Genomic DNA, 26,191 nt, shown 5'->3' on the forward strand with positions numbered 1-26,191 from the left:
ATGGCTACTTTCTGAGCGCTGTCCGGATCAGGCGCTTGGTCTCCGCCCATGCGGCGGTTTCGGGCGCAACCAGTTCGACATGACCGGTATTGGGCACGATGTGCAGCACCGCCGCGTCACCGGCCTTCTTCGCCTGCTCGACATAATTGGTGCCGAGGCGGATCGGAATGATGCGGTCCTCGCGGCCATTGACCAGATCCTGCGGCACGCCAATCGGCAACAGGCGTGGGACTGACGTGTCGGCATAGACGTCGCCGCGCGCTGGGGAGGGCGCGCCGACCAATTGCGCGACGACCTCGATACCGCAGCCATTGTCGGGGCTGGCCGCGGTCGCTTCGAGATCGGGCAGACCACCAAGGCTGACGACATGGGCGATCGCGATCGGCTTGCCTGTGCGAAGCGGACTGTTCCTGGGTAAATTGGCGCGCGCGGCGAGCCATAGCGCGAGGTGGCCGCCGGCCGAATGTCCGACCGCGACGATATGTTTCGTGTCGAGATGGAAGCGTGCCGCGTTGATCCTCAGCGCATCCGCCGCGGCGGCGGCGTCGATGAAGGTGCCGGGATAACCGCCACCGGTGCGGTCAACTCCGCGATAATCGATGTTCCACACCGCGATCCCGTCGCGGCGCAAATCGTCGGCGATCCAGTTCATCAGGCTGCGGTCGGCGATGCTCGTGGTCCAGCATCCGCCATGGACCATCAGCACGGTGGGATATTTCTTATTGCCGCGATGTTTGTCGGCCGGAAGCCAGACATCGACCTTCTGAAGATTATCGGCGCCATAGTCGATCGTGGCGTCGGGCTTGGGCTGGGGACGGCCCGTCAGGTCGGGCCAGGTCAGCAGCTTGGGTTCGGCAGCGTTGGACATGGTCGGGGTGAACGCGAGAAGCGCGATAAGGGCAAGCCTGAACATGCTCGCCATAGTAGCTCTCGTTGATCTTGTTGTCGAAAGCCTATCGGAGCCCGGAACGAGGTGATTGGATCGGGCAGAGTTCGCGATGTGCCGGCCGCGAGGGATACGGCCGGCATCCGCGCCGCGCGATCAACGCCTGGCCGCCGTCCCGGTTTTCGAACGATGGCGCCAGGGCGCGTCGAACTGCTGAGCATTCAGCCGATCGAGGCTATGGCCAATGGCATGAAACAACCGGCCGATCGCGGCGCTGAGTTCGCCATGATGGTCGGCCCATGCCTGGCTCTGATAATCGTCACGCATTGTCTTTCTCCTTATCTGACTGGGGATGCTGACAACACGGATATGCTCGCTTGGCGGCGCGCCCGCCAACAAATCGTTGGACAGGATCGACAAGCCAGCCTTATCAAGTCGCCATGCGTCGCATTCCCCCGCTCGCCGCCGTTCGCGTCTTCGAAGCGGCTGCGCGCCATGAGAATTTCACCACCGCGGCGGCGGAGCTGGGCATGACCCAGGCGGCGGTCAGCTATCAGATCAAATTGCTCGAGGAGCGGCTCGGCGTGCCGCTCTTCCGGCGCGAAAAGAAACGCGTGCTGCTGAGCGACGCTGGGCGACGGGCTGCACCGCAGGTCGCACGTGCGTTCGATGCGCTCGATGCGGCGTTCGGCGCGATCCGGGCCGAGGACGAAGCGCTGCTCACCATCTCGACCTCCAACACCTTCGCCAATACCTGGCTGGCCTGGCGGCTCGGCGTTTTTCAGATGGCGCACCCCGAAATGGCGGTCCGCATGCTGACCAGCGACGCGCTGACCGATTTCGCGTCCGACGATGTCGACCTCGCGGTGCGCGCGGGGCAGGGGCAATGGCCGGGCCTGGCGTGCGATCTGCTGCTACCGGTCGATTTCACGCCGATGTGCAGCCCGGAATTCCTTGCCCGTCATGGGGGCAGGATCGATGTCGCCGACATGATGTCGCTGCCGCTGATCAGCCCGCACGACGTGTGGTGGCCATTATGGCTGCGCGAGGCCGGCGTCGATGTGCCGGACGGGCGATTGCGCCCCGGCGTGCGCCTCGATTCGCAGGCGCATGAAGGGCATGCGGCGATGGCCGGGCAGGGGATCGCGCTGCTCACGCCCTTTTTCTGGCGCAACGACCTTGCCGAGGGGCGGCTGGTTCGCGTCTCCGATCAGGTGTCGACGCGCGGTTTCGGTTACTGGCTGGTCTGTCCGGAACATCGCCGCAACACGCCCAAGATCAAACGTTTCCGTGACTGGCTGATCACCGAAGTCGCGCGCGACCGCGCGCTGGATTGAGGGGCGGGGCGGCGCTCAGCTAAGCCAGTCTTTCCGGTGATCCTCGAAGTATCGCGCAAAACAAAAGCATCGCGTCCCCATCTCGCCACCACCCGAACGCGCTGCTATCGGCAAGGGGATGACCACCGATGTGACCGACCCCTTCAACGCCATCGTCGACGCGCCCTTCGATAGCGCGCTCTCCGATCGCTACCTTGTTTATGCGCTATCGACGATCACCGCGCGTTCGCTGCCGGATGTCCGCGACGGGCTGAAACCGGTGCACCGCCGCCTGTTATGGGCGATGCGGCTGCTCAAGCTCGATCCGAGCCAGGGTTACAAGAAATGCGCGCGCGTCGTCGGCGATGTGATCGGCAAATATCATCCGCATGGCGATCAGTCGGTCTATGACGCGATGGTGCGGCTCGCGCAGAGTTTCGCGATGCGCTACCCGCTGGTCGACGGACAGGGCAATTTCGGCAATATCGATGGCGATAACGCCGCCGCCTATCGCTATACCGAGGCGCGGCTGACCCAAGTCGCGATCGACATGATGGACGGCCTCGACGAGGACGCCGTCGATTACCGCCCGACCTATAATGGCGAGGAGCAGGAGCCCGAGCTCTTCCCCGGCCTGTTTCCCAATCTGCTCGCCAATGGCGCGGCCGGCATCGCGGTCGGCATGGCGACGAGCATCCCGCCGCACAATGCCGCCGAACTGTTCGACGCCGCGATCCTGCTGATCGACCAGCCGGGCGCGACCGACGCGCAGGTGCTCGAGCATGTAAAGGGCCCGGATTTTCCGACCGGCGGCCTGGTCGTCGACAGCCCGGCCGCGATCGCCGAAGCCTATGCCACCGGGCGTGGCGGTTTTCGAGTGCGCGCGCGCTGGGTGATCGAGCGCGAGAAAGGTGGCGGCTGGAACGCGATCATCACCGAGATCCCGTACGGCATCGCCAAGGGCAAGTTGATCGAACAGATCGCCGGGCTGATCAACGACAAGAAACTGCCGATCCTCGCCGATATCCGCGACGAATCCGACAGCGAGATCCGCATCGTCATCGAACCGCGCAGCCGCACGGTCGATCCCGACATGCTGATGGAAAGCCTGTTCCGGATGAGCGATCTGGAAAATCGCGTCAGCCTCAACCTCAACGTGCTCGATTCACGCCGCACCCCGCGCGTGATGTCGCTACGCGAGGCGTTGCAGGGCTGGGTCGAGCATCAGTTTATTGTCCTGCAGCGCCGCACCGCGCACCGGCTGGGCAAGATCGGCGACCGGGTCGAGTTGCTCGACGGGTATCTCATCGCTTACCTCAACCTCGATCGCGTGATCGAGATCATCCGCACCGAGGATGAGCCCAAGCCGGTGATGATCGCCGAATTCGGCCTGACCGACCGCCAGGCCGAGGCGATCCTCGACATGCGGCTGCGCCGGTTGCGCAAGCTCGAGGAAATGGAGATCCGCAAGGAGCGCGAAGGCCTTGAAGCGGAGAAGACCGGCCTCGAACTGCTGCTCGGCAGCGACGCACGGCAGCGCACCCGGCTCAAAAAGGACATGGGCAAGCTGCGCGAGCGCTATGGCCCGGAAACGATCCTCGGCAAGCGCCGCACCACGGTCGAAGAGGCAGGGCCAGCGCGCGACATCCCGCTCGAGGCGATGATCGAGCGTGAACCGATCACCGTGATCATGTCGCAGCGCGGCTGGATCCGCGCGATGAAGGGCCATGCCGACGAAGCGACGATCGCTGCGCAGAAATTCAAGGAAGGTGATGGCCCGATGTTCGCCTTTCCGGCGCAGACCACCGACAAGATTCTGCTCGCCGCCGAGACCGGGCGTTTTTACACGCTCGCGGCCGACAAGCTGCCGGGCGGGCGCGGCTTCGGCGAGCCGGTCCGGTTGATGATCGACCTTGATGGCGAGACCGGCATTGTCGCCCTGTTTCCAGCGAGCGTCGCCGAAAAGCTGATTGTCGCTGCGACCGATGGCCGTGGTTTCATCGTCCGCGCCGCCGATACGATCGCCGAGACGCGAAAAGGAAAGACGGTGGTCACACCGCGCATCGGTGCGAAACTGAAGGTCGTCCGGCCAGTCACGCCCGGAGCCGATTATGTCGCCGCGATCGGCGATAATCGCCGCCTGCTGGTCTTTCCATTGTCCGAACTGGCCGAGCTGGCGCGCGGGCAGGGGGTGCAATTACAGCGCTATGGCGATGGCGGCCTGTCCGATGCGATCACCTTCGTGTTCGCCACCGGGCTGAGCTGGCCGATGGGGGGTGACACCGGTCGCACAAGGACCGAGACCGATCTCGCGCCGTGGCGCGCGGCGCGGGGCGCGGCCGGACGCATGCCGCCGACAGGGTTTCCGCGCGATAATCGCTTTTAGCATGTTGCCGGATAATCGCTTCCTCGACGCGACCGAAAAGGGTGCGTAAATAAACCAATTTTCAGCGGGCCTTAACGAAGTTGGACTAGGCGCTAATCCAATGGCGCTGACAAAGCCTTTAAATCTTTTCAAACTGAAGCAGCCGGACGTCCCGGCGGCAACGATCACTGCCGTCCCCGCGCTGGACATGGCGGCGGCGGCGATCAACCTGTTGCCAATCCCGGGGGCGCTCGTCGCGCACCGCGACGGCAAGTTCCTGCTCCTGACCGTCAACCACCCATTCCGCCTCGCCGGACTGGGCACGCAGCCGGAGCAATCGCCGTTCATCGCGCAGATCGGTTCCCGTCTGCAGGCATTTATCGAAGGAGACTGCCTGCGCGAGGATTTCGCGTGGGAATTCGGCGACACGGTCGATTGTCGGTACTACCGCGTGACTCTGGCGCGCCTCGTCCGCAATGACGACCGCCGATGCCTTGTCACGTTGGTCGATCACACCTCGGAACTGCGCACCGAACATAATCTTCGTCGTGAGATGATGACCGACAGCCTGACCGGCTTGTCGAATCGCGCAGGTTTTTCCGACCGGCTGGAAGCCCTGATGGCGGATCAGGATCAGCGCGCGCGCTACGCCGTGCTGGTGCTCGACCTCGATCGCTTCAGCCGGGTCAACGCTTGCCTCGGTTCGATGGCGGGCGACGAATTGCTGATCACCGTGGCCCGTCGGCTCAAGGGTGCGCTCAGGGCGCATGACGTGCTCGCACGCACCGGCGGCGACGAATTCGGCATCTTGCTGACGCTCGAGGAAGGGCCGGCCGATGCCGATCAGGTCGCCCGGCGCATCCAGGGCGCGCTCGCCACGCCATTTCGCCTTTCGGATTTCGAAATCCGCGTTTCCTGTTCGATCGGCATCGCGTTCGGTTCGGCCGCGGTCGATGACGCCGAGGAGCTGATCCGCCACGCGCAGTTCGCGGTCAAACGGTCCAAGGTCAGCGGCGAGGCCGAAGCCTATCAGACCCAGGCATTCGACATCGCGCGCGAACAGTTCGGCATGGAAACCGCGCTGCGCCGTGCGATCGAAAACGGTCTGATGCGGCTGACCTATCAACCGATCTGCGATCTTGCGACGGGCAAGATCGTCGCCTTCGAATCGCTCGCGCGCTGGACCGACGAGGATGGCGTCGAGCATTCGCCCAATGATTTCATCCCCGTTGCCGAGGAATCAGGCCTGATCGTGCCGCTCGGCCGCTGGGCGATCGAGGAAGCGGCACGCACGCTCGCCGGGTGGGATGTAAAGGCGGGCGGCGATTGCGGCGTGAAGCTCGCGGTCAACCTGTCGGCGATCCAGTTGCAGCGCGACACCATCGCGCCGGTGGTCGAACGCGCTTTGTCGCTCAACGGCCTGCCCGGGTCACGCTTCACGCTGGAACTGACCGAAAGCGCACTGGTCACCGATCCCGACCGCATCGCCGGCATCATGCACGCACTGAAGAGCCTGGGCACGACCATCGCGATGGACGATTTCGGCACCGGTTATTCCAACCTCGCCTATCTGCAGAAACTGCCGATCGACGTGCTCAAGATCGACCGCAGCTTCATCACCGGAATGCTCGCCGACCGCGACAAGATCGCCATCGTTCGCGCTATTCTCAGCCTGGCTCAGGCGCTGGGCATGAAGACGACGGCGGAGGGCATCGAGACCAACGAGCTGGCGCAGACGCTCGCCGCGCTCGGCTGCACCTATGGTCAGGGGTATGTCTATGCCCGCGCGCTCGAGGCCGACGCGGCTTATGCCTATCTGGTGGCCAATAACCATTGAGCGACGCTGTCGTCGGCGATCGCCGCTACGCGCGCCGCATCGGGAAAACCTTCCGCGATCCATTGCTCCTCGACGCTGCGCAGCAATCGCGCGACGTCCGGGCCCTTCTTCACCCCGCGCTCGACCAGCGCACCACCGGTCAGCGGCAGGGCCGGGCCGGTCCAGTCGGCCAGTGACACGGTCTCGATGACAGGACGCTCGGACAGCAGCAACCGGTCGATCGCGAGCGTTTGCCCAAATCGATAGGCGATCACCGCGGCCGGCTCGTCGCCCACGGATTGCGCCGCGCCGATCAGGCGCCGGCGGTCGATCTTGGATAGTTTGAGCCGAGCGCCGACGTCCTCCGCCACCGCAGGATCGCGCGGCAGCAGCGCGCCCAGCCGGCGGATCGCGTCGCCAGCGAGTCCGGATGCCGCTTCGCGCTCTGCAAGCACCGCCATCTGCTGTACGCCCTGCGCGTCGATCTCGGGCAGGACGGGCAGGAGAATGCCGCGCTTCACCATCAGCGCCACGACTGTCACGGCATGCTGGGCGATCAGCAACTTGAGCAGTTCGGACGCGATCCGTTCACGCGACAAGGCCATCAGGTCGTTGGCACGTGTGGCGCATGCCTCCAGTCCCGCATGATCGATCTCGTCACCGAAGCGGGCATGGAAGCGGAAGAAGCGCAGGATGCGCAAGTGATCCTCGGCGATGCGCTGCAACGGATCGCCGATGAAGCGCACGCGTTGCGCCGCCAGGTCCTCGCGCCCACCGAAATAATCGACGATCTCGCCGGTCAGCGCATCGGCGTAGAGCGCGTTGATCGTGAAATCGCGCCGCGCTGCGTCCTCGCGCCAATCGTCGGTAAATGCGACCCTCGCATGCCGGCCGTCGGTCGAGACATCGCGGCGCAGCGTGGTCACCTCGACCGGCGACCCGCCCGGCAGGATCGCGGTGATCGTGCCATGCGCCAGCCCGGTCGGTACCGCGCGGATGCTCGCCGCGCGCAAGCGATCGAGCACGTCTTCGGGCGCCAGCGGCGTGGCCAGGTCGATATCGGCGACCTCGATGCCGATTAGCGTATCCCGCACCGCGCCGCCGACGAATCGGACATTGCCTTCGGCCGCACCGAGCACGTCGCACAGCCCGGCCAGCCCCTCGCGCTCGCGCCAAGCGGCGGCGGGCAGGATCATCCGGTCCATCGCAGCCGCCGTGATAAGTTGACGATCATCGCGGCGGTCGCGCCCCAGATGCGGCGGCCTTCCCAATTGATCTCGTAATAATGCCGGTTGCGCCCCTGCCATTCGGTGGTCGCCTCGATATGGTTGGCGCTTTCGAGCAGGTAGCCGAGCGGGACTTCGAACACGTCGGCGACCTCGGCCGTATTGGGAATGAACGACAGGTCGGGCGGCACCACGCCGATTACCGGCGTGACATCGAAACCGGTGACGGTGCGATAGCGGTCGGCGGTGCCGATCACGGTGACCCGTTCGCGCGGCAGGGCGATTTCCTCTTCCGCTTCACGCAGCGCGGCGGCGATCGCGTCGATATCGCCCGAATCGATTCGCCCGCCAGGAAAGGCGATCTGTCCGGCATGACTGCGCATCGTGTCGGGCCGCTGGGTCAGGATGACGCCCGGGTCGTGCCGGTCGGTAACCGCGACGAGCACCGCTGCCCGCGCAAGCGCCGGGCTGGCGTCGAGTTCGATGTCGCGATGATCGCCGGTCAGCAACACGGTATCCAGCGTGTGCCCCGTCTCCAGCGCCCGGCGCAACCGTTCGGTGAGCATCATGCCGGGGGCTCCAGTGCGAAAAAACTGCCATCGCTCCAGATGCCCGGCGGCTCATCCTCGCCCGCCAGCGCGATCGACGCCAGTTCGTAATAGACCGGTCGCGCGACCAGTGCTTCGAGCCCGCCGCGCACATGCAGATAGGGTCGCGGGCCGTCCTCGCGCGTTTCGAAGCGCAGCGGATGGTCATGCCCCGCCGTCACCAGATCGCCGGTGTTCAGCCGGAAGGCGAGGCGGGCATCGCGCCCTTCGCCCTCGGCCTTCAATTCGACCGCGACGAACGGCGCGTCCTCGACTGCGATGTCGAGCTTCTCGACCGGCGTGACGAGCACATAATTGCCGTCCGGCTCGCGGCGCAGGATCGTCGAGAACAGCCGTACCATCGCTTGTCGACCGATCGGCGACCCCTGATGGAACCAGGTGCCGTCGCGTGCGATGCGCATTTCGCTGTCGCCGCAATGCGTTGGATTCCAACGCTCGATCGGAGGCAGTTTATTCTCTTCGGCGAGCCGCGCGATGTCGGTCAGCGACAGCGAAGCGAGATCCGGAACGGGGGGCATCGGCATATCAAGTGCGGTAGGCCAGCCCCGCGCGCCGGTAAAGCGCCCAGCCTCAGCTAAAAGGGCCTAAACTAAAGTCTCACGCATGGGCGAACAGCGGACCCAGCGACCCTGTACCGGCCGGCACCTTTGCTCCGCGCGCGAGCAGCCGTTCGCGTTCGACCGGGCCGGGTACCCGCCAGCCGCCAGTCCGTTCGGCCGAAAAGCCAAAGAATCGGCCATAATATTCGGGATCGCCGATAAGCATAAGGGAAGCCGAATCACCGCGTGCCTCGGCGGTGTCGAGTGCGTGGTGCATCAGCATCCGGCCGATGCCATCACGCTGCCGCGCCGGTTCGACCGCGACCGGGCCAACCATGACCAGCGGCACGGCGTTGCCCGCACTGCCGGTAAAGGCGATCGGCCAGCATTGGATCGTGCCGACCAGCACGCCGTCTTCCGTCGCCGCGAAGCTCAGCGCGGGCAGGGCGGGAACATTGTCGCGGATGCGATACGCGGTTCGGCCGTGCCGGTCGGTGCCGAACGCGCGGTCGAGCAATTGCTCGACCATATCCTCGTTCACATCGGCAATCGGCACGATTTCGATCACGGTCCGGGCTCCCTCATAATATTTACCCCGCAGTATTACCGGGGCCGCGCGCTTTAACTGTGGCGTGTCTGAACGCAAGCGGAATGACATGGATTGGGCCGCAGGCGGCTTTCGCGGCCCGTACCATCTGCTATGGCGCGCGCTCAGTCAGTGAAAGGGCCGCGCTTGGACGACCGTCTCAGCCTCGAAGTACATGACCTCGACGTTCAGGTGCTGACGGGAATTTATTCCGAGGAAACGCATCTGCCGCAGCCGCTGCGGATCTCGATCACCGTGGATATCGATTGCCCGGACCGATTCGTCGCCAATACGCCGTTGCGCGCCTCGAAAAACTATATGGACATCAAACACGCTGCGACCACCGCGTTACCGGAGGGCGTGCACTTCACCCTGATCGAGGGGGTGGCCGATCATATTGCGGAAACCCTGTTCCTGCAGGACAAGCGCGTGACGAAGGTCGTCGTGAAGATCGTCAAGCTGGCGATTGCCGAAGCCGGCGAATCGATCGGCATCACGCTGACACGCCACCGGCGATGACGGCCGGGCCGGCGACCGGCGATTTGCTGTCCGCCGTCGCGGCCCTGATCGGTGGCGTGCCCGACTCGGCGCGAATCCTGCGAGCTATCGTCCCGATCGGGGTCATGATCGAGCAGCTTCGGGTCGCTAAAACGGAAATGACCCTTATCCTCGTCGGACCTGACCTGACCGGGATCGATCGCGCGATGCTGGTCGCGGCGATCGCTCCTTTGGCGATCGAATTGGCGCCGGCGCGGCGAATCGGTGCGCTGGACGTCGCGGATGGCGCGGCGGCCGCGGATGTCGCTGCGGCGGCCCGGTTCCTGATCGAAGCCGGATCGACCACCGGCCAGACCCTGCGTATCGAGGCTGTCTTCTAGCGGGCGGGAACCCGGTCGCAGGAGCCGAGGGATTCAATGACGACCCGATAATCCTCACGCACGATCGTCGCGTCGCTCGCCTCGAGCGATGCCAGGCCGACGCTCGGCAGTGCCGGTGGCAATGCGCAGGCCAGCCGGTACCAGAGCAATGTGTCACGTGCCGGTGGAGGGGCGGCCTGTTCGACCACGTCGCTCAGCGATACCGACCAGCGCGGCGCCTCGCCGGGGCGTCGCGAGATGCTCAGCGACACCGGCCGGCTGTCGGCCGTGGTCAGGAATATCTGTGTCTCGCCTTCGCCGGGCAGATTGCCGGCGGTGTGAAAGGCATTGCCGATCCCGGTGATCGTTGGCGGCGCGTCCGGGGCAAGCGTCTCGGTCGTGATTCGTCGGGTCAGCGCGTCGGCGGCCGGCGTCCAGGCGCGCTGTCCATCGGGCCGCACAAGCTGGATCTGACTGGCCGATCCCGGCACGGGGCGGGCGAACAGCAGCACCCGGAACTTGCGCAAGCCGGGTAATTTGCCGCGCGAATCGATCGGCACGTCGAGCACATACCCAATACGGGGCGGCAATGGAGCGGGGCTGCGAATCAGTGCCATCACATCGGCCTCGACATAAAGACGCGCAAAACCCTGGGGTACCATTGCCGCTTCCGGCCCCTTGATTCGCGTCGTGCCGCGAATCACCGCATCGACGATCGCGGGCGCCGCCAGAACAAGGTCGGCATAGGCCGCATAAGGTGGTGGAGGCGCGGGCAAGGGCGCTGCGACAGGCCTGCGCTGCGCCATGGCGGGGTGGGAGATTGCGGCGGCGGCAAGGGCCGCTCCGCACAGGATTCCGGGAACACGAACCATCCTGCGGCGTTACGCGATCGGTCCTGTCTTATACAGAAATAATTCTGTCGTGTTCCGATTGTACGTTTGGTGCGTCCGACAAAGCGTTTGCGTCGTAGTTTACCTCACGATAGAGGTTCGGCTCTGTTTGAGGATACACTAGCCCTTGGCAGACGGATCGACGATCGGTTAACGATCGTCCAAACCGGACTGACCGGGATAGAGGAGTGTCGTTTCTGAATGGCCTACGTTGACCAAAGAATGAGCGGTAGCAAGGTGGTCGCGATCGTTATCGTCGCGCTCATCCATGCCGTAATCGGTTATGCTTTCGTCACCGGACTCGCGTATCAGTACGTGAAGAAGGCGGCTGAAAAGCTCAATACGTTCGATGTCGAGGAGCCACCGCCCCCGCCGCCGGACGAACCGCCGCCCCCGCCACCTGACACGCCCCTGACGCCGCCGCCGGTCGTATCGCCGCCGCCGATCGTCAATGTGCCGCGTCCTCCGGTTGTGATGCAGACCGTGACGATCCCGCCGCCGGCTGCGCCGATGGTTCCGATCGCCGCGCCGCCAGCGCCACCACCACCAGCGCCGCCAGCCCCACCTCGCGTCGCCAGCCCGGTGTCCCCGCGCGGCAACCAAGCAAACTGGTTCCCACAGGATTCATATCCTGCGGCGGCTCGGCGCGCCGAAGCCGAAGGGCGCGTCAGCGTCAAGGTGACGGTCAATGCCAGTGGCCGTGTTGCAAACTGCAGCGTGGTTTCGTCGAGCGGCAATTCGGATCTCGATGAGGCAACATGCCGATTGGCGACGCGCAATGGCCGGTTCAATGCCGCCAAGGATGTGGCCGGAAACGCGATCGAAGCGCAATTCACGGTGCGCAACGTCGTGTGGAAGATCGAGACCGAGTGATAGTATACCGACGCCTCCGGTGACCCGGGGGCGTCGGTCCAGTTTCAGTATTTAGACTGTTTGAGAGGGAAGTACCGCAATGTTGACCACCATTTTTGCCGCGGGTGCGGCGCCCGCCGGAAACAACAACCCGTACGGCTTCTGGGAAGCGCTCCAGCAGGGCGGCGTGATCGCCTGGACGGTGTTCGGGATCTTGGCGTTCATGTCGATCGTCTCGTTCTACATCCTGTTCACCAAGCTGTTCGAACAGCAGAAGATCATGAACCAGGCGAAGCGCGTCCGTTCAAACTTCTGGAATTCGAACTCGCTGCGCGAAGGCGCCGCCAAGCTCGAAAAGAACTCGGCCTATCGCCAGATCGTCGACGACGGTCTCGAAGCGCAGGACCAGCACGGTCAGCTGACCGATCCGGTCGAGGCGCATGACTGGCTGCACGGGTCGCTGGCGCGTTCGGAAGCATCGATCAACTCGAAGCTGGGTGGCGGCCTCGCCTTCCTCGCGACGGTCGGCGCGACCGCGCCGTTCATCGGTCTGTTCGGTACGGTTATCGGCATCTACCGCGCGCTGATCAAGATCGGTGCGGCGGGTCAGGCTTCGATCGACGCCGTCGCCGGCCCGGTTGGTGAAGCACTGATCATGACCGCGCTTGGTCTGGCCGTGGCCGTTCCTGCCGTGCTCGCGTACAACTGGCTGCAACGCCGCAACAAGTCGATCGCGGAAGACCTCAGCTCCTTCTCGAACGACGTGCTCGGCTTCCTCGCATCGAATGGTGCTGTTCGCCCGGCAGCGCTGGCCCGCAAGCCTGTAGCAGCCAAGCCGGCCGCTGCGACGACGGCCGCTCCTGCGCGCTGATGATGATGGATCGGGGCCGCCTCGTGCGGCCCCGGACCTTTGCGGGTGCCCTGCTGGCGCCTGCTGAATGCAAGCCCCGCCGGAAGTATCCGGCGGTGCGACTGAATGGATAGGGATAGCCCTCAATGGCAATGAGTGTTGGCGGCGATGGCGCCGTCGAAAAGCCGATGTCGGACATCAACACCACCCCGTTGGTGGATGTGATGCTCGTCCTGCTGATCATCTTCCTGATCGCGATTCCGGTCGCGATCCAGGCGATCAAGCTCAAGCTGCCGTCTGTGAAATATGATCCGACGACAACCAAGCCGGAAAATGTGTCTCTGTCGATCACCACCGACAAGGATGGTCGGTGCGCGGTGTATTGGAACCTGTCGCGGGTAACGCATGAGGATTTGCTCAAGCGGGCAGTCGATAAACTGACGGCCGAGATCGCGCGCCAGGGCGGAGTCGGCAACCCCGATCTCGAGCTCCCCGAGGCGCATATTCGCGGCGACGTCAACGTGCCGTACCAGTGCATCGGCGGTGCCATCTACACCATGCAGATGGCCGGCTTCGCAAAGGTTGGCTTCATTTCAGAACCGCCTCCCGGCGGCAATGTCCAGCGCCTGTAACGGCCCGCGAGACTCAGGAGTAATATAGTATGTCAATGAGCGGCGGTTCCGACGACGGTGAACCGATGATGGAAATGAACACGACGCCGTTGATCGACGTCATGCTCGTTCTCCTCATCATGTTCATCATCACGATCCCGATCCAGACTCACGCGGTGAAGGTGGATCTTCCCGTCAACGATCGAAACCAGGTGAATCAGCCGATCGACCCTGAAAAGAACAAGGTCAATATCGATCCGGCTGGCGTTGTCACCTGGAACGGCACGCCGGTCGATACAGTCACGCTCCAGCAATATCTGGAGCAGACCAGGACGATTAATCCGGAACCCGAACTCCACTTCCAGCCCGACCCTCAGGCGCGTTATGCCAAGGTCGATGAGGTTCTGGCGGTGATCAAGCGGTCCGGCGTGGCCAAGCTCGGCTTCATCGGCAATGAACAGTATCGCAACGATTTCTGATCTCTGATCACATATCGTTACGTGGAAAAGGGCGGCCTTCGGGTCGCCCTTTTTCGTTTCGGCGCATCTGGCGAACCTTTTCTTGCATTTGTTTCACTAAAGTGACACACCAATGTCACAAAAGTGAAACCTTCCGATAATGGGAGGTCGCGAGGAGACAGAGGATGCGCATCGTTTTCCAGATGATGATCGTCGCGACGGCGTTGGTTGTTCCCGCGCTCGCGCAAGCCGCCAGTGATGACCGTAACGGGTCGGCCGAAATCGTTCGTGGTGATTATGTCAGCGCAGAACGCACGCTGGTCGATCAGCGTCGCCTGTTCCCCGACCATGCGGATCTGACGCTCAACCTGGCTGCAGTCTATCAACATGCCGGACGTGTCAGTGAAGCACGCGCTCTGTATCGTGATGTGCTGCGGCGCCCGGACGAGGAAGTCGATCTAACCGACCGGACATTCTCATCGCATCAACTGGCGACGATTGCGCTCACGCGCCTGGAGCGGACACAGCTCACCGTCCGCTGATTTCCTGCCATGGCCTCGCCAGCGAGGCCATCGCTGCCCTGTCGTTTTGCCTTTATAGCTTGGGCAGCGTGACGCCACGCTGGCCCATATATTTGCCCGCACGATCGGCATAGCTCGTCTCGCACGGCTCATTGCCCTGCAGGAACAGGAACTGGCACGCCCCCTCATTGGCGTAAATCTTGGCCGGTAATGGGGTGGTATTCGAAAACTCCAGCGTGACATGCCCCTCCCAGCCGGGTTCGAGCGGTGTCACGTTCACGATGATCCCGCACCGTGCATAGGTCGATTTGCCCAGGCAGATGACGAGCACGTCGCGCGGCACCCGAAAATATTCGACCGTCCGCGCCAGCGCGAAGCTGTTGGGCGGGATGATACAGACATCGGTCTTGCGATCGACAAAGCTGTTCGCCGCGAAATCCTTCGGATCGACGATCACACTGTCGATGTTGGTGAAAATCTTGAATTCGTCCGAAACCCTGGCGTCATAGCCATAGGATGAAAGGCCGTAAGAGATGCATCCGTCGCGTTTCTGCCCGTCGACGAACGGCTCGATCATGCCGTTGGTGACGGCCTGTTCGCGAATCCAGCGGTCGGACAGAATGGACATGCTCTTGCTCCCCTGATCAACACGCTTTCGCGGGAATGATGATGCGGAGCAAGGGCTGAAGCGATTGGCAGGCGACTCCTTGAAAGTATCGACTTAATAGGGTAGGGGGGTATTCTATGGCTCATCTCACCAAAGACAATGAAGCGCTGACCAATCGCGTCAAGCGCATCGCCGGCCAGGTCGAGGCGATCGATCGCGCGCTTGCCAGTTCGGCGAGCTGTGCCAGTATCCTGCATCTTGTCGCGGCAACGCGTGGGGCGATCAACGGACTGATGGAGGAAATCATCGACGCCTATCTGCGCGAACATGTCGCGGGCCCTGATCTCTCCGACGCGGCACGCAGCCAGGGCGCCGACGAGCTTCTCGCGGCCATCCGACGTTATGCGAAATAAGGCCGGGGCGATGGGCGATTCGAAGCCGGTGACGGTTTGTCATGCGCCGATTCCGCTTGCCGCCAGTCATGACAGCAATGCCCGCCGCACCATGTGGGTCGTTCTACTCACCGCGGTGACGATGGTCGGCGAAATCGTTGCGGGCTACATCACGGGGTCGATGGCACTGCTCGCCGACGGTTTCCATATGGCGACACATGCGGGGGCGCTGGGCGTTGCCGCGGCGGCCTATGCCTATGCCAAACGCCACGCCGCGAGCGGCCGCTACAGCTTCGGCACCGGAAAGGTCGGCGATCTGGCCGGCTTCACCTCGGCATTGCTGCTCGGGCTGGTCGCGATCGGCATTGGATTCGAATCGATCATGCGCCTGGCGCATCCGACACGGGTCGATTTTGGCGATGCCACGCTGGTCGCGGTGCTTGGGCTGCTGGTTAATATCGTCAGCGCCGTACTGCTTTCCGGTGGACATGGCCATTCGCACGGGGCGACGCATGCGACCCATGCGTCCGGCGAGCATGATCACCACGATCACCATCATGCACACGGCCACGACAATAATATGCGGTCGGCCTATGTGCATGTGCTGGCCGATGCGCTGACCTCGATCTTCGCGATCGTGGCGCTGCTGGCCGGGCGTTATCTCGGCTGGGTATGGCTCGATCCGGCGATGGGCGTGGTCGGTGCGCTGGTCATCGCGCGCTGGTCCTGGGGTTTGCTCCATGATACGGCGGGCATTCTGCTCGACCGCACCGATGCGCGGCTCGCCGCTCAGCTCCGCACCGCGATCGAGGCGCCGGGGGATGTGTCGATTATCGATCTGCACGTCTGGCCGCTCGGTTCGGCTGCGCATGCCGCGATCGTGACCGTCGCCTCCGCCGGCATTATCCCTGTCGCGACGATCCGCGACCGCGCCGCGATCGTCGGCGGAATCCGACATCTCACGATCGAATGCGCTTAGTCCGTAACTGAGCAAGCCTATTGCAGGTCGCGTGGCCCGAATGCATGGGGCAGCAGTTCCGAGAGCAGATGCTGCTCGATCGCGTCGCCCTCCGCCCCGCCGCACCATATCACCACGTCGCGATCGCCGATCTGTGCCGCTTCGTTGATCACCTGGCGGCATCGTCCACAGGGCCGCACCGGCGTCAGGCCACGCGCAATGCCGGCGGCGTCCATCGCGCCGCCGATCACGCCGATCGCCACGACATCGGCCAACCGGCCCGCGCTGTTGACCGTGGCCAGCGCGACCGTCTCGGCGCACAGCGACAGGCCATAGCTCGCATTCTCGAAATTCGCGCCGGTCACCGCGCTGCCGTCGACCAGCAGGACCGCCGCGCCGACACCAAAGCGCGAATAGGGCGCATGCGCGTTGCGGGCCGCGTCGCGCGCCGCGGCGATCAGCTTGTCGCGGATATCATCGTTTAACATCATGGCGCCACCACGTTCCAATGTACCGGACCCTCGACGCCATCGATGCGCCGCATGTCGCTGGCCTGCCACATGCGCCACGGGCGGGCGGCATAATCGGGCGGGAAGAAATTCTGCATGCTCCAGATCGGTCGCGGCACCGAAGCAGACAATTGATACGCGGCCTCGACCGGCTGTGCGATCTTGAGCAGCACCGGTTTGCGGGTATGCGATTCGACCATCGTGATGAACCGGCTCACTTCGCCGACCACGATGTCACGCGTCGGCCGCGCCGGGCAGTCCTCCGCGAAATCCAGCAGGATCGCGGCGGGCAGCGCATCGTCGGCATGCGGCACGGTAGTATTGAAATTGTTCGCCTGGTCCGCTGCCAGCTGACAGAATGACCAGACATGGATCGCGCCACGCCGGATGCCGCTGGCATTGGTGTCGGCCCAGTTCGCCGCGAAGCGGTCGTCACGACCGCTCGAGCCGATCGTCGCGCGCAGATAAGCGAAGTCCGCGCCGCCCGCCATCACGGTTGGCCAATGGATCTCGCCCTGCGTCGCGCTCACATCGATGCCCTGAAAGACATAATCGGTGTCGGAGGGCCGCCAGCTGAGGGCAAGGGTCCAGACGACGACACCGGTCAGCGCGATTGCGATGACGATCGCACCGGTGCGGCCGATGCGTCGACCCAAAAGGCGCAGGCTCACCATCGTCAGCCCTTGATGTGCAGGACGCAGATCAGCGTGAAGAGCCGTCGGGCGGTGTCGAAATCGATCTCGATCTTGCCTTCCAGCCTTTCCTTCAGCAGTTCCGCCGCCTCATTGTGGATGCCGCGTCGCGCCATGTCCACGGTTTCGATCTGGGTCGGCGTCGCATTGCGGATTGCCTGGTAATAGCTGTCGCAGATCGCGAAATAATCCTTGATCGGTCGGCGAAAGCGACCGAGCGCTAGGACATAGGTTTCGAGATGCGTACCGTCCTCGGCGTTGATGGAGATCGCCAGCCGGCCTTCCTCGACCGCCAGCTCGATCTTGTATGGGCCGGCATAACCATTCTGATAATCGCGCTGCGGTGCAAAATGATTGCCCTCGATCAGGTCGAAGATCGCGATGCGGCGTTCCTGCTCGATATCCGCAGACCGCCATAATATGGTACGTTCGTCGAGGTTGACGGCGATGATGCGCGGATCGGACATTGCCACCGCCCTATCGGGGATGAAGGCGTGGGACAATGCGTGCCGTTGACCCGAACGGGGACGGGAGCACAGCTATCACCGTTATCCACAGTTGCTTTGGCGCAAGTCGCTTGAGAGAAGGGGCAGGGCGTCTATGAGGTCCGATATGGCCACCATCCTTCCGCTACCCACTGCACCCGAATCGATCGCGCTGCCGCAGAATATCGAGGCGGAAGCGGCGATGCTTGGCGCGATGATGATCGACAACCGGCTGGCCGACGATCTGATCGACAAGCTCGAGCCCGACCATTTCTTCGAGCCGCTGCACGGCCGCATCTTCGCCGCGATCAAGACCGCGCGGATCAACGACATGCTCGCCACGCCAGTGACGTTGCGGCCGATGTTCGAAGCGGACGAGGGCATGAAGCAGCTCGGCGGCCCGGCCTATCTTGCCCAGCTGACCGGCAGCGGCGCCGGCCTGATCGGCGCGCGACAGTTCGCGCAGCAAATATACGACCTTGCCATGTTGCGCACGCTCGTCACGGTTGGACGCGGTCTGGTCGATCGCGCGCTCGACACCTCGGAAGAGGTGAATCCCCGGGCACAGATCGAGGCGGCCGAGGAGGAGCTGTTCAAGGTCGCGGCAGACGGCGGGACCGAGAGCCAGATCAAGAGCTTTGCCCAGGCGACCACTGCGGCGATCAAGATGGCGCAGCGCGCGCTCAATTCGGGCGGCAATCTGTCGGGCATCACGACGGGCCTGGATTCAGTCAACGCCAAGATCGGTGGCATGCACCATTCGGATCTGATGATCCTCGCCGGCCGTCCCGGCATGGGCAAGACCGCGCTTGCCACCAACTTCGCCTTCAACGCCGCGCAGCGCTACATGCGCGACCGCGCCGACGGGATGGAGCATTCCGCCTCGGTCGGGGCCAAGGTCGCTTTTTTCAGCCTGGAAATGTCGGCGGATCAGCTGGCGACGCGTATCCTGGCCGAACAGTCGCGGATCAGTTCCGAAGCGCTGCGCATGGGCAAGATCAGCCGCGTCGAGTTCAACCAGCTCGCCGCCGCCGCCGCCGACCTGGAGAATCTGCCGCTGTTTATCGACGATACCGCCGGCCTGACGATCGGTTCGCTGCACACGCGGATGCGGCGGCTGCAGCGGCGGCACAATAATGAGATCGGCCTGGTGGTGGTCGATTACCTGCAGCTGCTGACCGGATCGGCGCGCGCGTCGAGCGATGGCCGTGTGCAGGAAATCTCTGAGATCAGTCGTGGCCTGAAGACGCTGGCCAAGGACATGAACGTGCCGGTGCTGGCGCTGTCGCAGCTCAGCCGGCAGGTCGAACAGCGTGAGGACAAGCGCCCGCAGCTGTCGGATCTGCGTGAATCGGGGTCGATCGAGCAGGACGCCGATATCGTCATGTTCGTGTACCGCGAGGATTATTACGTCGCGGCGAAGGAGCCGAAGCGCCCGGTCGATGGCGACAATGCCAAGATCTTCGAAGACCATGCGCAATGGGCGACCGACATGGAGCGGGTCTATGGCCTGGCCGAACTGATCATCGCCAAACAGCGCCACGGCGCCACCGGCAAGGTGGTGATGAAGTTCGAGCCGAGCGTGACCAGGTTCTCGGACTTTGTGGGCGAGGGGTATTAATCCTCCCAGTGCTGGGGAGGATAGTTAGAAAACCGGCTCTTCGCCTGGCTTTTCAGCCACGTGGATGCCGCACTCGACCTTTTCCCAGCCACGCCACCGTCCCGCACGCGGGTCTTCGCCGGGCTGGACCTTGCTGGTGCAGGGCGCACAGCCGATCGATGGATAGCCCTCCGCCTCAAGCGGGTGATGAGGCAGCTGGTGTTCGTCGAAATAGGCGTTGAGCGTGTCCTTGTCCCAGTCCGCGAGCGGATTGAGCTTGAGCCGGCCCTCATCCTCCTCGAAACGCGGCATGGCGATGCGCGTACCGGCCTGGAACCCCTTGCGGCCCGACACCCAGGCGTCGAACGGCGCGAGCGCGCGGCGGAGCGGCTCGACCTTGCGCAAGTCGCAGCAGCCATCGGGATCATATGACCAGCGCAAGCCCGTTTTGTCCTTCGCCGCGAGCAGGCGTGGATCGGGACGGAAGACGCGCAGATCGGTGAAGCCAAGCTGTTCGGACAGCGTGTCGCGATAGGCGAGCGTTTCGCCGAAGATCTTTTGCGTGTTGACGAAAATCACCGGGATATCGCGGTCGATGCTCGCGATCAGGTGGAGCAGCACCGCGCTCTCCGCGCCGAACGACGACACCGCCGCTACGCGACCAAGCAATTCGCCGGTGAGCAGCTCATCAAGCATGGCATGCGTCGGCACGCCCGCGAAGCGTGCGTTCATTGCCGCAGCATCCGCCTTGGTGAACGGCGTCACGTCGATCAGGTCGAGTTTGCGTGCGGCCTCAGCCATGACGCAGCTTCCATACCGGCACCGCGTGATCGGCGGCGGTCTGGTAGAATTCGGGATAGCGGTTGAGCGAGGCGGTGGCGGTCGCCGCGTCAATCTCGGCCTCGGGCGCGAAGCTGTCGAAGCCGCAGCGGCGCATATAGAGGAGCTGATCGACCAGCACGTCGCCTTGCGCGCGCAGTTCGCCTTCGTAGCCCGCTTCGCGCAGGATACGCGCGGCCGAATAACCACGCCCGTCGCGGAAGCTCGGGAAGCTGATCTCGACCAAAGCGATCTGGCCGAGGTGCGGAATCAGCGCGCGCGCGTCATCGCCCGCCTCGATGCGCACGGCGGTGGCATTGGTCTGGCCGAGGAATGCCTCCAGCGTGACGGCGGGTTCGTCATGTGCGGCATCGTCGCGGAAGCGGAGCAGGGTATCGGTCATAACAAACCCGTCATGCCAGCGCAGGCTGGCATCTTTGTGGGAAAGGGTGCGCGCTGGCCGCTTGAGATCCCAGCCTGCGCTGGGATGACGGCGATTGGTGCGGCGGGAAAGGCTTTACCCATAAAGCGCCTCCTTGAACGGATCGAGGCCGACGCGGCGATAGGTGTCGAGGAAGCGTTCGCCATCCTCGCGCGATGCCAGATAGACATTGGTGACCTTCTCGACCGCGTCGACGATGCCGTCCTCGTCGAAGCCGGGTCCGGTAATGCGTGCGAGGCTCGCATCTTCTGCGCCGGAACCGCCGAGCAGCAGCTGGTAATTCTCGGTGCCTTTCTTGTCGACGCCGAGGATGCCGATGTGTCCGGCATGATGATGGCCGCAGGCATTGATGCAGCCGCTGATCTTGAGCTTCAATTCGCCCAGTTCGCGTTGTCGGCCAAGATCGGAAAAACGCGCCGCGATCTTCTGTGCGATCGGGATCGAGCGCGCATTGGCGAGGCTGCAATAATCGAGACCCGGACATGCGATGATGTCGCTGATCAGGTCGAGATTGGCGGGCGCCAGGCCGGCCGCGTCGAGCGCCTGCCACACCGTGTAAAGGTCGGCCTTGCGGACATGCGGCAGGACGATGTTCTGCGCATGGGTGACGCGCAGTTCGTCGAACGAGTAACGCTCGGCGAGATCGGCCATCAGGTCGATCTGGTCGGCGCTGGCGTCGCCCGGAATGCCGGCGGTCGGCTTCAGGCTGATATTGACGATCGCATAACCCGGCTGCTTGTGCGGCTTGACGTTCTGGTCGAGCCAGACGGCGAAATCGGGGTCGCTGCGGTCGGCCGCGACGCCCCCATTTTCATTGGCATCGGCAACGAAAGCGGGCGGAGCGAAGAACGCGCTGATGCGGTCGAACTCGGCCTGGGGCGGATCGATGCCCAGTGCCTTGACCAGAGCGAACTCTTCCTCGACCTGGCGGCGATATTCGTCGGCGCCGAGTTCATGGATCAAGATCTTGATCCGCGCCTTGTAGATATTGTCGCGCCGGCCGTAGCGATTGTACACACGCAGGCATGCCTCGACATAGCTGAGCAGATCGGCGGCGGTAATGAAGTCCTTGATCTCCGGCGCGACCATCGGCGTGCGGCCCATGCCGCCACCGACGAAGACGCGCCCACCAAGTTGTCCGTCACGCTCGACCAGCTGGATGCCGATGTCGTGCAGCCGCATCGCCGCGCGATCCTCGTCCGCCGCGATCACCGCGATCTTGAACTTGCGTGGGAGGTAGCTGAATTCGGGGTGGAACGTGCTCCATTGCCGCAACAATTCGGCCCATACGCGCGGATCGGTGACTTCGTCCGCGGCGGCGCCGGCATATTGGTCGGAGGAGATGTTGCGGATGCAATTGCCGCTGGTCTGGATCGCATGCATTTCGACCGTCGCGAGATCGGTGAGAATATCGGGCGCATCCTCCAGCTTTATCCAGTTATACTGGATATTCTGGCGCGTGGTGAAATGGCCATAGCCGCGATCGTACTTGCGCGCGATGTGGCCGAGCATACGCATCTGGCGCCCGTCGAGCGTGCCGTACGGCACCGCGATGCGCAGCATGTACGCGTGAAGCTGCAGATAGAGGCCGTTCATCAGCCGTAGCGGCTTGAACTGATCCTCGGTGATCTGCCCGGCAAGGCGGCGCTTCACCTGGTCGCGGAATTCCTCAACACGGGCATCGACGATCTGCTGGTCGTAAGTGTCGTACTTGTACATGACTTTCCTTACTCCTCCCCGGCACGGGGAGGGGGGCCAGCGAAGCTGGTGGAGGGGGCGTGCCGCAGACGGAGCGCTTGTGGCACGCCCCCTCCACCATTTGCCAAGAGGCAAATGGTCCCCCTCCCCGTTCCGGGGAGGATCTTAAGGACACTCATATTACCCAACTCCCCGCCTGCGGATCGGCGGGTTTCAATGTCAGGTCGGGGCGTACTGTGGGTCCGAGCGCGCGGACGCGGTCCTTGATGTGCGCGGGGCGGGGGCCATCGGGCGTCAGCGTCGCGTCGATCACATAAGCGGCGTTGACGCGGCGCGCGCCTTCCTCGGCACGCGCGATGCTTTCGCCCTGGTCGGTGACGTCGGCCGAATCCTCGACATGGCGCGACCAGCTTTCGCCGGTCCACCAGATCACATCGCCGGTCGGCAAATCGTTTCCGGTCAGCAATTTCATGCGTAGCTTCCTTCGGCGACACGCGCCCAGCGGCCCAGTTTGTCCTCGGCATCCGAGAGATCGACCACTTCGCCGACGACGATGATCGCCGGGCTGGCGACCTTTTCGCGCGTCACCATCGAGCCGAGATCGGCGAGCAGGGTACGGATCGCGCGGGCGCCTTTCAGCGTGCCGCGTTCGAGCACCGCGACCGGCATTTCCGGCGCCACGCCGTCGCGGATCAGCTTGTCGGCGATATCGGCGGCGGTGGCGACGCCCATATAGATGACGAGCGTGCGGCCTTTGCCGGCGAGCCCCGACCAGTCCTGATCGGCAAGTCCCTTGCACTGTCCGGCGACGAAGCTGACCGCGCTGCTATGGTCGCGGTGGGTGAGCGGCAGCATGGCCTCGGCGGCACAACCGAGCGCGGCCGAGACGCCGGGAATGACCTCGACCGGCAGGCCGGCGGCGCGGACCGCCTCGACCTCTTCGCCGCCGCGGCCGAAGATGAACGGATCGCCGCCCTTCAGCCGCACGACGATCGCGCCGGTCTTCACATGCGCGATGATCAGCGCGTTGATCGCTTCCTGCGGTAGCGTATGGCGCGCGCGCCGCTTGGCGACCGAGATGCGCTGTGCCTGTGGCGGCGCGATGTCGAGCACGCGCGGATCAATCAGCCCGTCATGCACGACGATGTCGGCAGATTTCAGCGCCGCAACGGCGCGCACGGTGAGCAACCCGGGATCGCCGGGGCCCGCACCGACCAGAATGACGCGCCCGCGCGCGGTGGGATCGAGGAGAGTGGCCATCGCTGTCAGATGGTCGCATGGACCGCGTGTGGCAACCGACGCTTGCTTTTGGCGGGGGTAGGGAAACTTTGCGCGGCCACGCCGTGTAGGGGACACATCCACGCTTATTTCTTCTTGCGATTGATCAGCCAGGGCTTGACCAGCCCGGTCGGCCTAGCCGGGCCATCGAGCCGCCGGGCGTTGACCACCGGGACCGATTTGAGCAGCATCTGCCCGCGCATGCCGCCGCCGGTCGGCTTGGCGAGGATGCGCTTGACCGTGTCCATACCGCCGACGACGCGGCCGAACGCGGCATAACCGGGGAAGTCGCCCTTCGCGTCGAAGCTGGGCAATGCGCCGACGGTGATGAAGAAATTGCCGCCGGCCGAACCGGGTTCGGTCCGCCGCGCCATCGAGATCGTGCCGTCGAGATGCTTGATCCCGGTCTGGTCGGTGCGTTCATGCTTGAACGGCGGCAGGATGCGGCGCGCGTCGGTGCGGATGCCGCCCTGGATGAAGCCATATTGTTGCGCATTGCGGCTGCGCGCCGAGCGATAGATCACCGCGCCGTCGAAGCGCCCGTCATCGACATAGGCGAGGAAGTTGGCGCTGGTCACCGGCGCGCGGCGCGTGTCGAGCGCGAGGATGATCGGCCCCTCCGCGGTCAGCATGCGCACGCGCACGATACCGGCGGCGGGGCGGGCGGCCTTCTTCGCGGGCTGGGCGGTGGAGGGGCCGGTGAGGGAAAGAGCGGCGAGGGCGAGGATGAGGAGACGTATTGGGCGCATCGAGGGTAGATAGGGGAAGAGGCGCGATCGCCCAAGTACCCAATGCCCGGCGATGTCGCGCCTTGGCGTCCGATCGCCCGATCTGCGGTTCGAATTCCCGTGGCTGCGCCGACCATTACGGGAAAACGCTTTTTCGAAGGCTCTACGGGAATCTACGGGAAATCTTACGGGAGTTTCGTTGGAGCGACACGGGAATTTCGCGGTGCGTTTACGGGAAGATCGGGAAGCGGCAGGGATGGCAATCATGATCTGCTCAATTCGGATTGGCTTGATACCGGTCCGCGCAATTCAACTTCGCCGGTGATGTGAAAGCGTGCGCCAAGAGAGCAGGCATAACCACGCCCGAGATTGATGTGAATCGAGCAAGCGGGTTGGGACGAACCGCGAGGAGATATGTCACACCCTATTGTAACATATCTCCTGTACTGGCTGAGCGGCAATTTAACGAAATTCCGCCGTATATTCAGTCACTTGTTGGCTGCCACCCATTCTGCAAGCATCGTCGATGCATCCAAATCGGGAGCGATTGATGTGCTTTCCGGGATTTTCGTCTTGTGCCGCCGCCGGGGTCGGCCTCTACTCATGAATGGGGCGATCGAGTCGCGGTCATGCGATCCTGTCGATATGGCGAACAAGATAATAACACGCTTTGCCAAGGCTTTGCGTGAACGAGGAAAGCTGGCCGAGTTGCCGCGCTTGCGTTGTTGGATTTCAAATGTTCTTCATTTGTTCGGTGGCGCCCAAGTCGGTTTAAACAGGGAAAATTCTATGGTTCGCAAATCCACAATTGCACTGGTGGCGACGGGTGCCGCGATCATGGCGGGCCTGACCGCGATCACCGGCATCGCCGGCGCGTCGGAGACGATCAATTATACCTATGACGCCAAGGGCCGGCTGGTGAAGGTCGAGCATTCGGGCACGATCAACAACGGCATCGTCGCCAATTATACGCTCGACCGGGCCGACAACCGCAAGAACGTCAAGGTCACCGGCGCGCCGTAAGGCCGACGCCGCACCGACAGCTTTTCCAATCGCTATTCAGTTCAAAGGAGGATGGACCATGTCCAGCCGTAAGTTCGCGCGCGCTCTTCTCGTGACTACCGCATTGTGCAGTGGCTTTGCTTCTTCGGCATTTGCCCAATCGGTGCCGGTACGCCAGTCGATCGACGACAATGGAGTCGACCTTTTTCGAGGTAAGATTAATTACGATGGACCGGCACTAAGCGCGGGTCAGGATGACAAAACCGGTCTGATATACCGGTACCTGAACCGCAGTGGCGGTCCTGGTGATAGCCTGTGGGCATCGATCTACATTGATACCGGTATGGTGACGGTCAACTTCGGCGGCATTTCCGACGGCTTTACAGTCTCGGGCTCGAATTATCTTCCGACCGAAGGGAACGGCGCCAGCCTGTCGCTTAGCGGCACAGTCTATACCTATGTCGCGCGAGACGGCACCCTTATCCATTTTGATAAGACGAAACAGAGAGGTGGCTCGGGGATTTTGGACAGAGCGTTTAAGTGGAGTTTCTGCCTGAAGGTGGCCAGTGTGGCTGCCGAACAGGAGATCAGATGACGAAG

Annotated in this window: 32 protein-coding genes; 15 read left to right on the top strand and 17 right to left on the bottom strand. The window is 63.5% G+C overall.

The genetic code is table 11. The features are described from left to right. Positions 1 to 4: 4 nt before the first annotated feature. Together ACVWZA_RS20215 and ACVWZA_RS20220 are read right to left on the bottom strand one after the other, a co-directional pair. Complete coding sequence (locus ACVWZA_RS20215) at positions 5 to 922, bottom strand: alpha/beta hydrolase (RefSeq protein ID WP_457313239.1); 918 nt, start codon at positions 920 to 922, stop codon at positions 5 to 7. Between the two features lie 120 nt (positions 923 to 1,042). Further along, complete coding sequence (locus tag ACVWZA_RS20220; protein ID WP_457313240.1) at positions 1,043 to 1,213, bottom strand: hypothetical protein; 171 nt, start codon at positions 1,211 to 1,213, stop codon at positions 1,043 to 1,045. A 113-nt stretch (positions 1,214 to 1,326) separates the two neighbouring features. Here ACVWZA_RS20220 and gcvA point away from each other — a divergent pair, with 113 nt between their 5' ends. The 3 genes from gcvA to ACVWZA_RS20235 all read left to right on the top strand — a co-directional run bounded on the left by gcvA (position 1,327) and on the right by ACVWZA_RS20235 (position 6,404). Continuing rightward, a complete protein-coding gene (gene gcvA / locus ACVWZA_RS20225; protein WP_457313241.1) occupies positions 1,327 to 2,223 on the top strand; it encodes a transcriptional regulator GcvA in 897 nt (298 codons plus the stop codon). 118 nt (positions 2,224 to 2,341) lie between these two features. Beyond that, on the top strand, positions 2,342 to 4,588 hold the full coding sequence (gene parC, locus ACVWZA_RS20230) for a DNA topoisomerase IV subunit A (protein ID WP_457313242.1): 2,247 nt from the start codon (positions 2,342 to 2,344) through the stop codon (positions 4,586 to 4,588). 100 nt (positions 4,589 to 4,688) lie between these two features. After that, the gene (locus ACVWZA_RS20235; RefSeq protein WP_457313243.1) at positions 4,689 to 6,404 is read left to right on the top strand and encodes a putative bifunctional diguanylate cyclase/phosphodiesterase; all 1,716 of its coding nucleotides are present in this window, start codon (positions 4,689 to 4,691) and stop codon (positions 6,402 to 6,404) included. Here ACVWZA_RS20235 and ACVWZA_RS20240 read toward each other — a convergent pair. The 4 genes from ACVWZA_RS20240 to ACVWZA_RS20255 form a co-directional block, all read right to left on the bottom strand. Then, entirely contained in the window at positions 6,380 to 7,588 is a 1,209-nt protein-coding gene (locus tag ACVWZA_RS20240) for a CCA tRNA nucleotidyltransferase (protein ID WP_457313244.1), read from the bottom strand. The two genes, ACVWZA_RS20235 and ACVWZA_RS20240, sit on opposite strands and share 25 nt — an antisense overlap. Then, the gene (locus tag ACVWZA_RS20245) at positions 7,576 to 8,178 is read right to left on the bottom strand and encodes a CoA pyrophosphatase (protein WP_457313245.1); all 603 of its coding nucleotides are present in this window, start codon (positions 8,176 to 8,178) and stop codon (positions 7,576 to 7,578) included. The genes ACVWZA_RS20240 and ACVWZA_RS20245 overlap by 13 nt, the downstream gene beginning before the upstream one ends. Then, positions 8,175 to 8,741: a DUF1285 domain-containing protein gene (locus tag ACVWZA_RS20250; protein WP_457313246.1), complete on the bottom strand. Its 567-nt coding sequence runs from the start codon at positions 8,739 to 8,741 to the stop codon at positions 8,175 to 8,177. The genes ACVWZA_RS20245 and ACVWZA_RS20250 overlap by 4 nt, the downstream gene beginning before the upstream one ends. Before the next feature lie 73 nt (positions 8,742 to 8,814). Beyond that, on the bottom strand, positions 8,815 to 9,324 hold the full coding sequence (locus tag ACVWZA_RS20255) for a GNAT family N-acetyltransferase (RefSeq protein ID WP_457313247.1): 510 nt from the start codon (positions 9,322 to 9,324) through the stop codon (positions 8,815 to 8,817). A gap of 165 nt (positions 9,325 to 9,489) precedes the next feature. Between ACVWZA_RS20255 and ACVWZA_RS20260 the strand changes: the two genes are divergently transcribed. Both ACVWZA_RS20260 and ACVWZA_RS20265 read left to right on the top strand, forming a co-directional pair. Beyond that, positions 9,490 to 9,861, top strand: a complete 372-nt coding sequence (locus ACVWZA_RS20260; RefSeq protein WP_457313248.1) for a dihydroneopterin aldolase — start codon at positions 9,490 to 9,492, stop codon at positions 9,859 to 9,861. After that, complete coding sequence (locus tag ACVWZA_RS20265) at positions 9,858 to 10,220, top strand: Rossmann fold domain-containing protein (protein ID WP_457313249.1); 363 nt, start codon at positions 9,858 to 9,860, stop codon at positions 10,218 to 10,220. Before ACVWZA_RS20260 ends, ACVWZA_RS20265 begins: the two co-directional genes overlap by 4 nt. Here ACVWZA_RS20265 and ACVWZA_RS20270 read toward each other — a convergent pair. After that, on the bottom strand, positions 10,217 to 11,071 hold the full coding sequence (locus tag ACVWZA_RS20270) for a hypothetical protein (protein WP_457313250.1): 855 nt from the start codon (positions 11,069 to 11,071) through the stop codon (positions 10,217 to 10,219). The genes ACVWZA_RS20265 and ACVWZA_RS20270 overlap by 4 nt on opposite strands. A 219-nt stretch (positions 11,072 to 11,290) precedes the next feature. On the opposite strand from ACVWZA_RS20270, the gene ACVWZA_RS20275 reads away from it, so the two are divergent. From ACVWZA_RS20275 to ACVWZA_RS20295, 5 genes are all read left to right on the top strand, one after another. Next, on the top strand, positions 11,291 to 11,962 hold the full coding sequence (locus tag ACVWZA_RS20275) for an energy transducer TonB (protein ID WP_457313251.1): 672 nt from the start codon (positions 11,291 to 11,293) through the stop codon (positions 11,960 to 11,962). Between the two features lie 79 nt (positions 11,963 to 12,041). Continuing rightward, positions 12,042 to 12,812 (top strand): MotA/TolQ/ExbB proton channel family protein, encoded by a 771-nt coding sequence (locus ACVWZA_RS20280; protein WP_457313252.1) that lies wholly within the window; start codon positions 12,042 to 12,044, stop codon positions 12,810 to 12,812. A gap of 125 nt (positions 12,813 to 12,937) precedes the next feature. Beyond that, positions 12,938 to 13,423 carry an ExbD/TolR family protein gene (locus tag ACVWZA_RS20285; protein ID WP_457313253.1) on the top strand — a complete coding sequence of 162 codons (486 nt, stop codon included), beginning with the start codon at positions 12,938 to 12,940 and terminating at the stop codon, positions 13,421 to 13,423. A gap of 29 nt (positions 13,424 to 13,452) precedes the next feature. Further along, positions 13,453 to 13,881: an ExbD/TolR family protein gene (locus tag ACVWZA_RS20290; RefSeq protein WP_457313254.1), complete on the top strand. Its 429-nt coding sequence runs from the start codon at positions 13,453 to 13,455 to the stop codon at positions 13,879 to 13,881. A 164-nt stretch (positions 13,882 to 14,045) separates the two neighbouring features. Further along, entirely contained in the window at positions 14,046 to 14,402 is a 357-nt protein-coding gene (locus ACVWZA_RS20295; protein ID WP_457313255.1) for a tetratricopeptide repeat protein, read from the top strand. 52 nt (positions 14,403 to 14,454) lie between these two features. Here the strand turns inward: ACVWZA_RS20295 and dcd are convergent, their stop codons facing one another. Further along, entirely contained in the window at positions 14,455 to 15,009 is a 555-nt protein-coding gene (gene dcd / locus ACVWZA_RS20300) for a dCTP deaminase (RefSeq protein ID WP_457313256.1), read from the bottom strand. A gap of 116 nt (positions 15,010 to 15,125) precedes the next feature. Between dcd and ACVWZA_RS20305 the strand changes: the two genes are divergently transcribed. Both ACVWZA_RS20305 and dmeF read left to right on the top strand, forming a co-directional pair. Next, positions 15,126 to 15,401 carry a metal/formaldehyde-sensitive transcriptional repressor gene (locus tag ACVWZA_RS20305; protein ID WP_457313257.1) on the top strand — a complete coding sequence of 92 codons (276 nt, stop codon included), beginning with the start codon at positions 15,126 to 15,128 and terminating at the stop codon, positions 15,399 to 15,401. Between the two features lie 10 nt (positions 15,402 to 15,411). Continuing rightward, positions 15,412 to 16,359: a CDF family Co(II)/Ni(II) efflux transporter DmeF gene (gene dmeF / locus ACVWZA_RS20310; RefSeq protein ID WP_457313258.1), complete on the top strand. Its 948-nt coding sequence runs from the start codon at positions 15,412 to 15,414 to the stop codon at positions 16,357 to 16,359. A gap of 17 nt (positions 16,360 to 16,376) precedes the next feature. On the opposite strand, the gene ACVWZA_RS20315 is transcribed toward dmeF, so the two are convergent. The 3 genes from ACVWZA_RS20315 to ACVWZA_RS20325 are packed head-to-tail and all read right to left on the bottom strand — an operon-like array spanning position 16,377 to position 18,006. Beyond that, a complete protein-coding gene (locus ACVWZA_RS20315) occupies positions 16,377 to 16,826 on the bottom strand; it encodes a cytidine deaminase (protein ID WP_457313272.1) in 450 nt (149 codons plus the stop codon). Beyond that, entirely contained in the window at positions 16,826 to 17,521 is a 696-nt protein-coding gene (locus ACVWZA_RS20320; RefSeq protein ID WP_457313259.1) for a GH25 family lysozyme, read from the bottom strand. The genes ACVWZA_RS20315 and ACVWZA_RS20320 overlap by 1 nt, the downstream gene beginning before the upstream one ends. A gap of 2 nt (positions 17,522 to 17,523) precedes the next feature. Next, on the bottom strand, positions 17,524 to 18,006 hold the full coding sequence (locus ACVWZA_RS20325; RefSeq protein WP_457313260.1) for a UPF0262 family protein: 483 nt from the start codon (positions 18,004 to 18,006) through the stop codon (positions 17,524 to 17,526). 145 nt (positions 18,007 to 18,151) lie between these two features. Between ACVWZA_RS20325 and ACVWZA_RS20330 the strand changes: the two genes are divergently transcribed. After that, positions 18,152 to 19,645 carry a replicative DNA helicase gene (locus ACVWZA_RS20330; RefSeq protein WP_457313261.1) on the top strand — a complete coding sequence of 498 codons (1,494 nt, stop codon included), beginning with the start codon at positions 18,152 to 18,154 and terminating at the stop codon, positions 19,643 to 19,645. 24 nt (positions 19,646 to 19,669) lie between these two features. Here the strand turns inward: ACVWZA_RS20330 and ACVWZA_RS20335 are convergent, their stop codons facing one another. The 6 genes from ACVWZA_RS20335 to ACVWZA_RS20360 form a co-directional block, all read right to left on the bottom strand. Next, positions 19,670 to 20,425 (bottom strand): phosphoadenylyl-sulfate reductase, encoded by a 756-nt coding sequence (locus tag ACVWZA_RS20335; RefSeq protein ID WP_457313262.1) that lies wholly within the window; start codon positions 20,423 to 20,425, stop codon positions 19,670 to 19,672. Next, positions 20,418 to 20,846, bottom strand: a complete 429-nt coding sequence (locus ACVWZA_RS20340) for a DUF934 domain-containing protein (RefSeq protein ID WP_457313263.1) — start codon at positions 20,844 to 20,846, stop codon at positions 20,418 to 20,420. The genes ACVWZA_RS20335 and ACVWZA_RS20340 overlap by 8 nt, the downstream gene beginning before the upstream one ends. A 114-nt stretch (positions 20,847 to 20,960) precedes the next feature. Beyond that, positions 20,961 to 22,604 (bottom strand): nitrite/sulfite reductase, encoded by a 1,644-nt coding sequence (locus ACVWZA_RS20345; protein ID WP_457313264.1) that lies wholly within the window; start codon positions 22,602 to 22,604, stop codon positions 20,961 to 20,963. 154 nt (positions 22,605 to 22,758) lie between these two features. Then, complete coding sequence (locus ACVWZA_RS20350) at positions 22,759 to 23,055, bottom strand: DUF2849 domain-containing protein (RefSeq protein WP_457313265.1); 297 nt, start codon at positions 23,053 to 23,055, stop codon at positions 22,759 to 22,761. Beyond that, on the bottom strand, positions 23,052 to 23,843 hold the full coding sequence (cobA, locus tag ACVWZA_RS20355; RefSeq protein ID WP_457313266.1) for a uroporphyrinogen-III C-methyltransferase: 792 nt from the start codon (positions 23,841 to 23,843) through the stop codon (positions 23,052 to 23,054). The genes ACVWZA_RS20350 and cobA overlap by 4 nt, the downstream gene beginning before the upstream one ends. Positions 23,844 to 23,947: 104 nt before the next feature. Continuing rightward, on the bottom strand, positions 23,948 to 24,610 hold the full coding sequence (locus ACVWZA_RS20360; protein ID WP_457313267.1) for a peptidylprolyl isomerase: 663 nt from the start codon (positions 24,608 to 24,610) through the stop codon (positions 23,948 to 23,950). A gap of 768 nt (positions 24,611 to 25,378) precedes the next feature. Between ACVWZA_RS20360 and ACVWZA_RS20365 the strand changes: the two genes are divergently transcribed. Both ACVWZA_RS20365 and ACVWZA_RS20370 read left to right on the top strand, forming a co-directional pair. Further along, positions 25,379 to 25,612, top strand: coding sequence for a hypothetical protein (locus tag ACVWZA_RS20365; RefSeq protein ID WP_457313268.1), 234 nt, complete (start codon positions 25,379 to 25,381; stop codon positions 25,610 to 25,612). Positions 25,613 to 25,670: 58 nt separating this feature from the next. Then, entirely contained in the window at positions 25,671 to 26,186 is a 516-nt protein-coding gene (locus ACVWZA_RS20370; RefSeq protein ID WP_457313269.1) for a hypothetical protein, read from the top strand. Positions 26,187 to 26,191: the final 5 nt, after the last annotated feature.

The organism is Sphingomonas sp. UYAg733 (genome assembly GCF_054057355.1).

Bases quoted from the DNA above. Each gene is read 5' to 3' on its own strand.
- parC (WP_457313242.1), top strand. From the start codon at position 2,342: ATGACCACCGATGTGACCGACCCCTTCAACGCCATCGTCGACGCGCCC.
- ACVWZA_RS20340 (WP_457313263.1), bottom strand. From the start codon at position 20,846: ATGACCGATACCCTGCTCCGCTTCCGCGACGATGCCGCACATGACGAA.
- ACVWZA_RS20270 (WP_457313250.1), bottom strand. From the start codon at position 11,071: ATGGTTCGTGTTCCCGGAATCCTGTGCGGAGCGGCCCTTGCCGCCGCC.
- ACVWZA_RS20335 (WP_457313262.1), bottom strand. From the start codon at position 20,425: ATGGCTGAGGCCGCACGCAAACTCGACCTGATCGACGTGACGCCGTTC.
- ACVWZA_RS20370 (WP_457313269.1), top strand. From the start codon at position 25,671: ATGTCCAGCCGTAAGTTCGCGCGCGCTCTTCTCGTGACTACCGCATTG.
- cobA (WP_457313266.1), bottom strand. From the start codon at position 23,843: ATGGCCACTCTCCTCGATCCCACCGCGCGCGGGCGCGTCATTCTGGTC.
- ACVWZA_RS20315 (WP_457313272.1), bottom strand. From the start codon at position 16,826: ATGTTAAACGATGATATCCGCGACAAGCTGATCGCCGCGGCGCGCGAC.
- ACVWZA_RS20240 (WP_457313244.1), bottom strand. From the start codon at position 7,588: ATGGACCGGATGATCCTGCCCGCCGCCGCTTGGCGCGAGCGCGAGGGG.
- ACVWZA_RS20345 (WP_457313264.1), bottom strand. From the start codon at position 22,604: ATGTACAAGTACGACACTTACGACCAGCAGATCGTCGATGCCCGTGTT.
- ACVWZA_RS20330 (WP_457313261.1), top strand. From the start codon at position 18,152: ATGGCCACCATCCTTCCGCTACCCACTGCACCCGAATCGATCGCGCTG.
- ACVWZA_RS20325 (WP_457313260.1), bottom strand. From the start codon at position 18,006: ATGTCCGATCCGCGCATCATCGCCGTCAACCTCGACGAACGTACCATA.
- ACVWZA_RS20295 (WP_457313255.1), top strand. From the start codon at position 14,046: ATGCGCATCGTTTTCCAGATGATGATCGTCGCGACGGCGTTGGTTGTT.
- dcd (WP_457313256.1), bottom strand. From the start codon at position 15,009: ATGTCCATTCTGTCCGACCGCTGGATTCGCGAACAGGCCGTCACCAAC.
- gcvA (WP_457313241.1), top strand. From the start codon at position 1,327: ATGCGTCGCATTCCCCCGCTCGCCGCCGTTCGCGTCTTCGAAGCGGCT.
- ACVWZA_RS20235 (WP_457313243.1), top strand. From the start codon at position 4,689: ATGGCGCTGACAAAGCCTTTAAATCTTTTCAAACTGAAGCAGCCGGAC.
- ACVWZA_RS20350 (WP_457313265.1), bottom strand. From the start codon at position 23,055: ATGAAATTGCTGACCGGAAACGATTTGCCGACCGGCGATGTGATCTGG.
- ACVWZA_RS20245 (WP_457313245.1), bottom strand. From the start codon at position 8,178: ATGATGCTCACCGAACGGTTGCGCCGGGCGCTGGAGACGGGGCACACG.
- ACVWZA_RS20365 (WP_457313268.1), top strand. From the start codon at position 25,379: ATGGTTCGCAAATCCACAATTGCACTGGTGGCGACGGGTGCCGCGATC.
- ACVWZA_RS20360 (WP_457313267.1), bottom strand. From the start codon at position 24,610: ATGCGCCCAATACGTCTCCTCATCCTCGCCCTCGCCGCTCTTTCCCTC.
- ACVWZA_RS20280 (WP_457313252.1), top strand. From the start codon at position 12,042: ATGTTGACCACCATTTTTGCCGCGGGTGCGGCGCCCGCCGGAAACAAC.
- ACVWZA_RS20305 (WP_457313257.1), top strand. From the start codon at position 15,126: ATGGCTCATCTCACCAAAGACAATGAAGCGCTGACCAATCGCGTCAAG.
- ACVWZA_RS20275 (WP_457313251.1), top strand. From the start codon at position 11,291: ATGGCCTACGTTGACCAAAGAATGAGCGGTAGCAAGGTGGTCGCGATC.
- dmeF (WP_457313258.1), top strand. From the start codon at position 15,412: ATGGGCGATTCGAAGCCGGTGACGGTTTGTCATGCGCCGATTCCGCTT.
- ACVWZA_RS20250 (WP_457313246.1), bottom strand. From the start codon at position 8,741: ATGCCGATGCCCCCCGTTCCGGATCTCGCTTCGCTGTCGCTGACCGAC.
- ACVWZA_RS20215 (WP_457313239.1), bottom strand. From the start codon at position 922: ATGGCGAGCATGTTCAGGCTTGCCCTTATCGCGCTTCTCGCGTTCACC.
- ACVWZA_RS20265 (WP_457313249.1), top strand. From the start codon at position 9,858: ATGACGGCCGGGCCGGCGACCGGCGATTTGCTGTCCGCCGTCGCGGCC.
- ACVWZA_RS20290 (WP_457313254.1), top strand. From the start codon at position 13,453: ATGTCAATGAGCGGCGGTTCCGACGACGGTGAACCGATGATGGAAATG.
- ACVWZA_RS20320 (WP_457313259.1), bottom strand. From the start codon at position 17,521: ATGGTGAGCCTGCGCCTTTTGGGTCGACGCATCGGCCGCACCGGTGCG.
- ACVWZA_RS20285 (WP_457313253.1), top strand. From the start codon at position 12,938: ATGGCAATGAGTGTTGGCGGCGATGGCGCCGTCGAAAAGCCGATGTCG.
- ACVWZA_RS20220 (WP_457313240.1), bottom strand. From the start codon at position 1,213: ATGCGTGACGATTATCAGAGCCAGGCATGGGCCGACCATCATGGCGAA.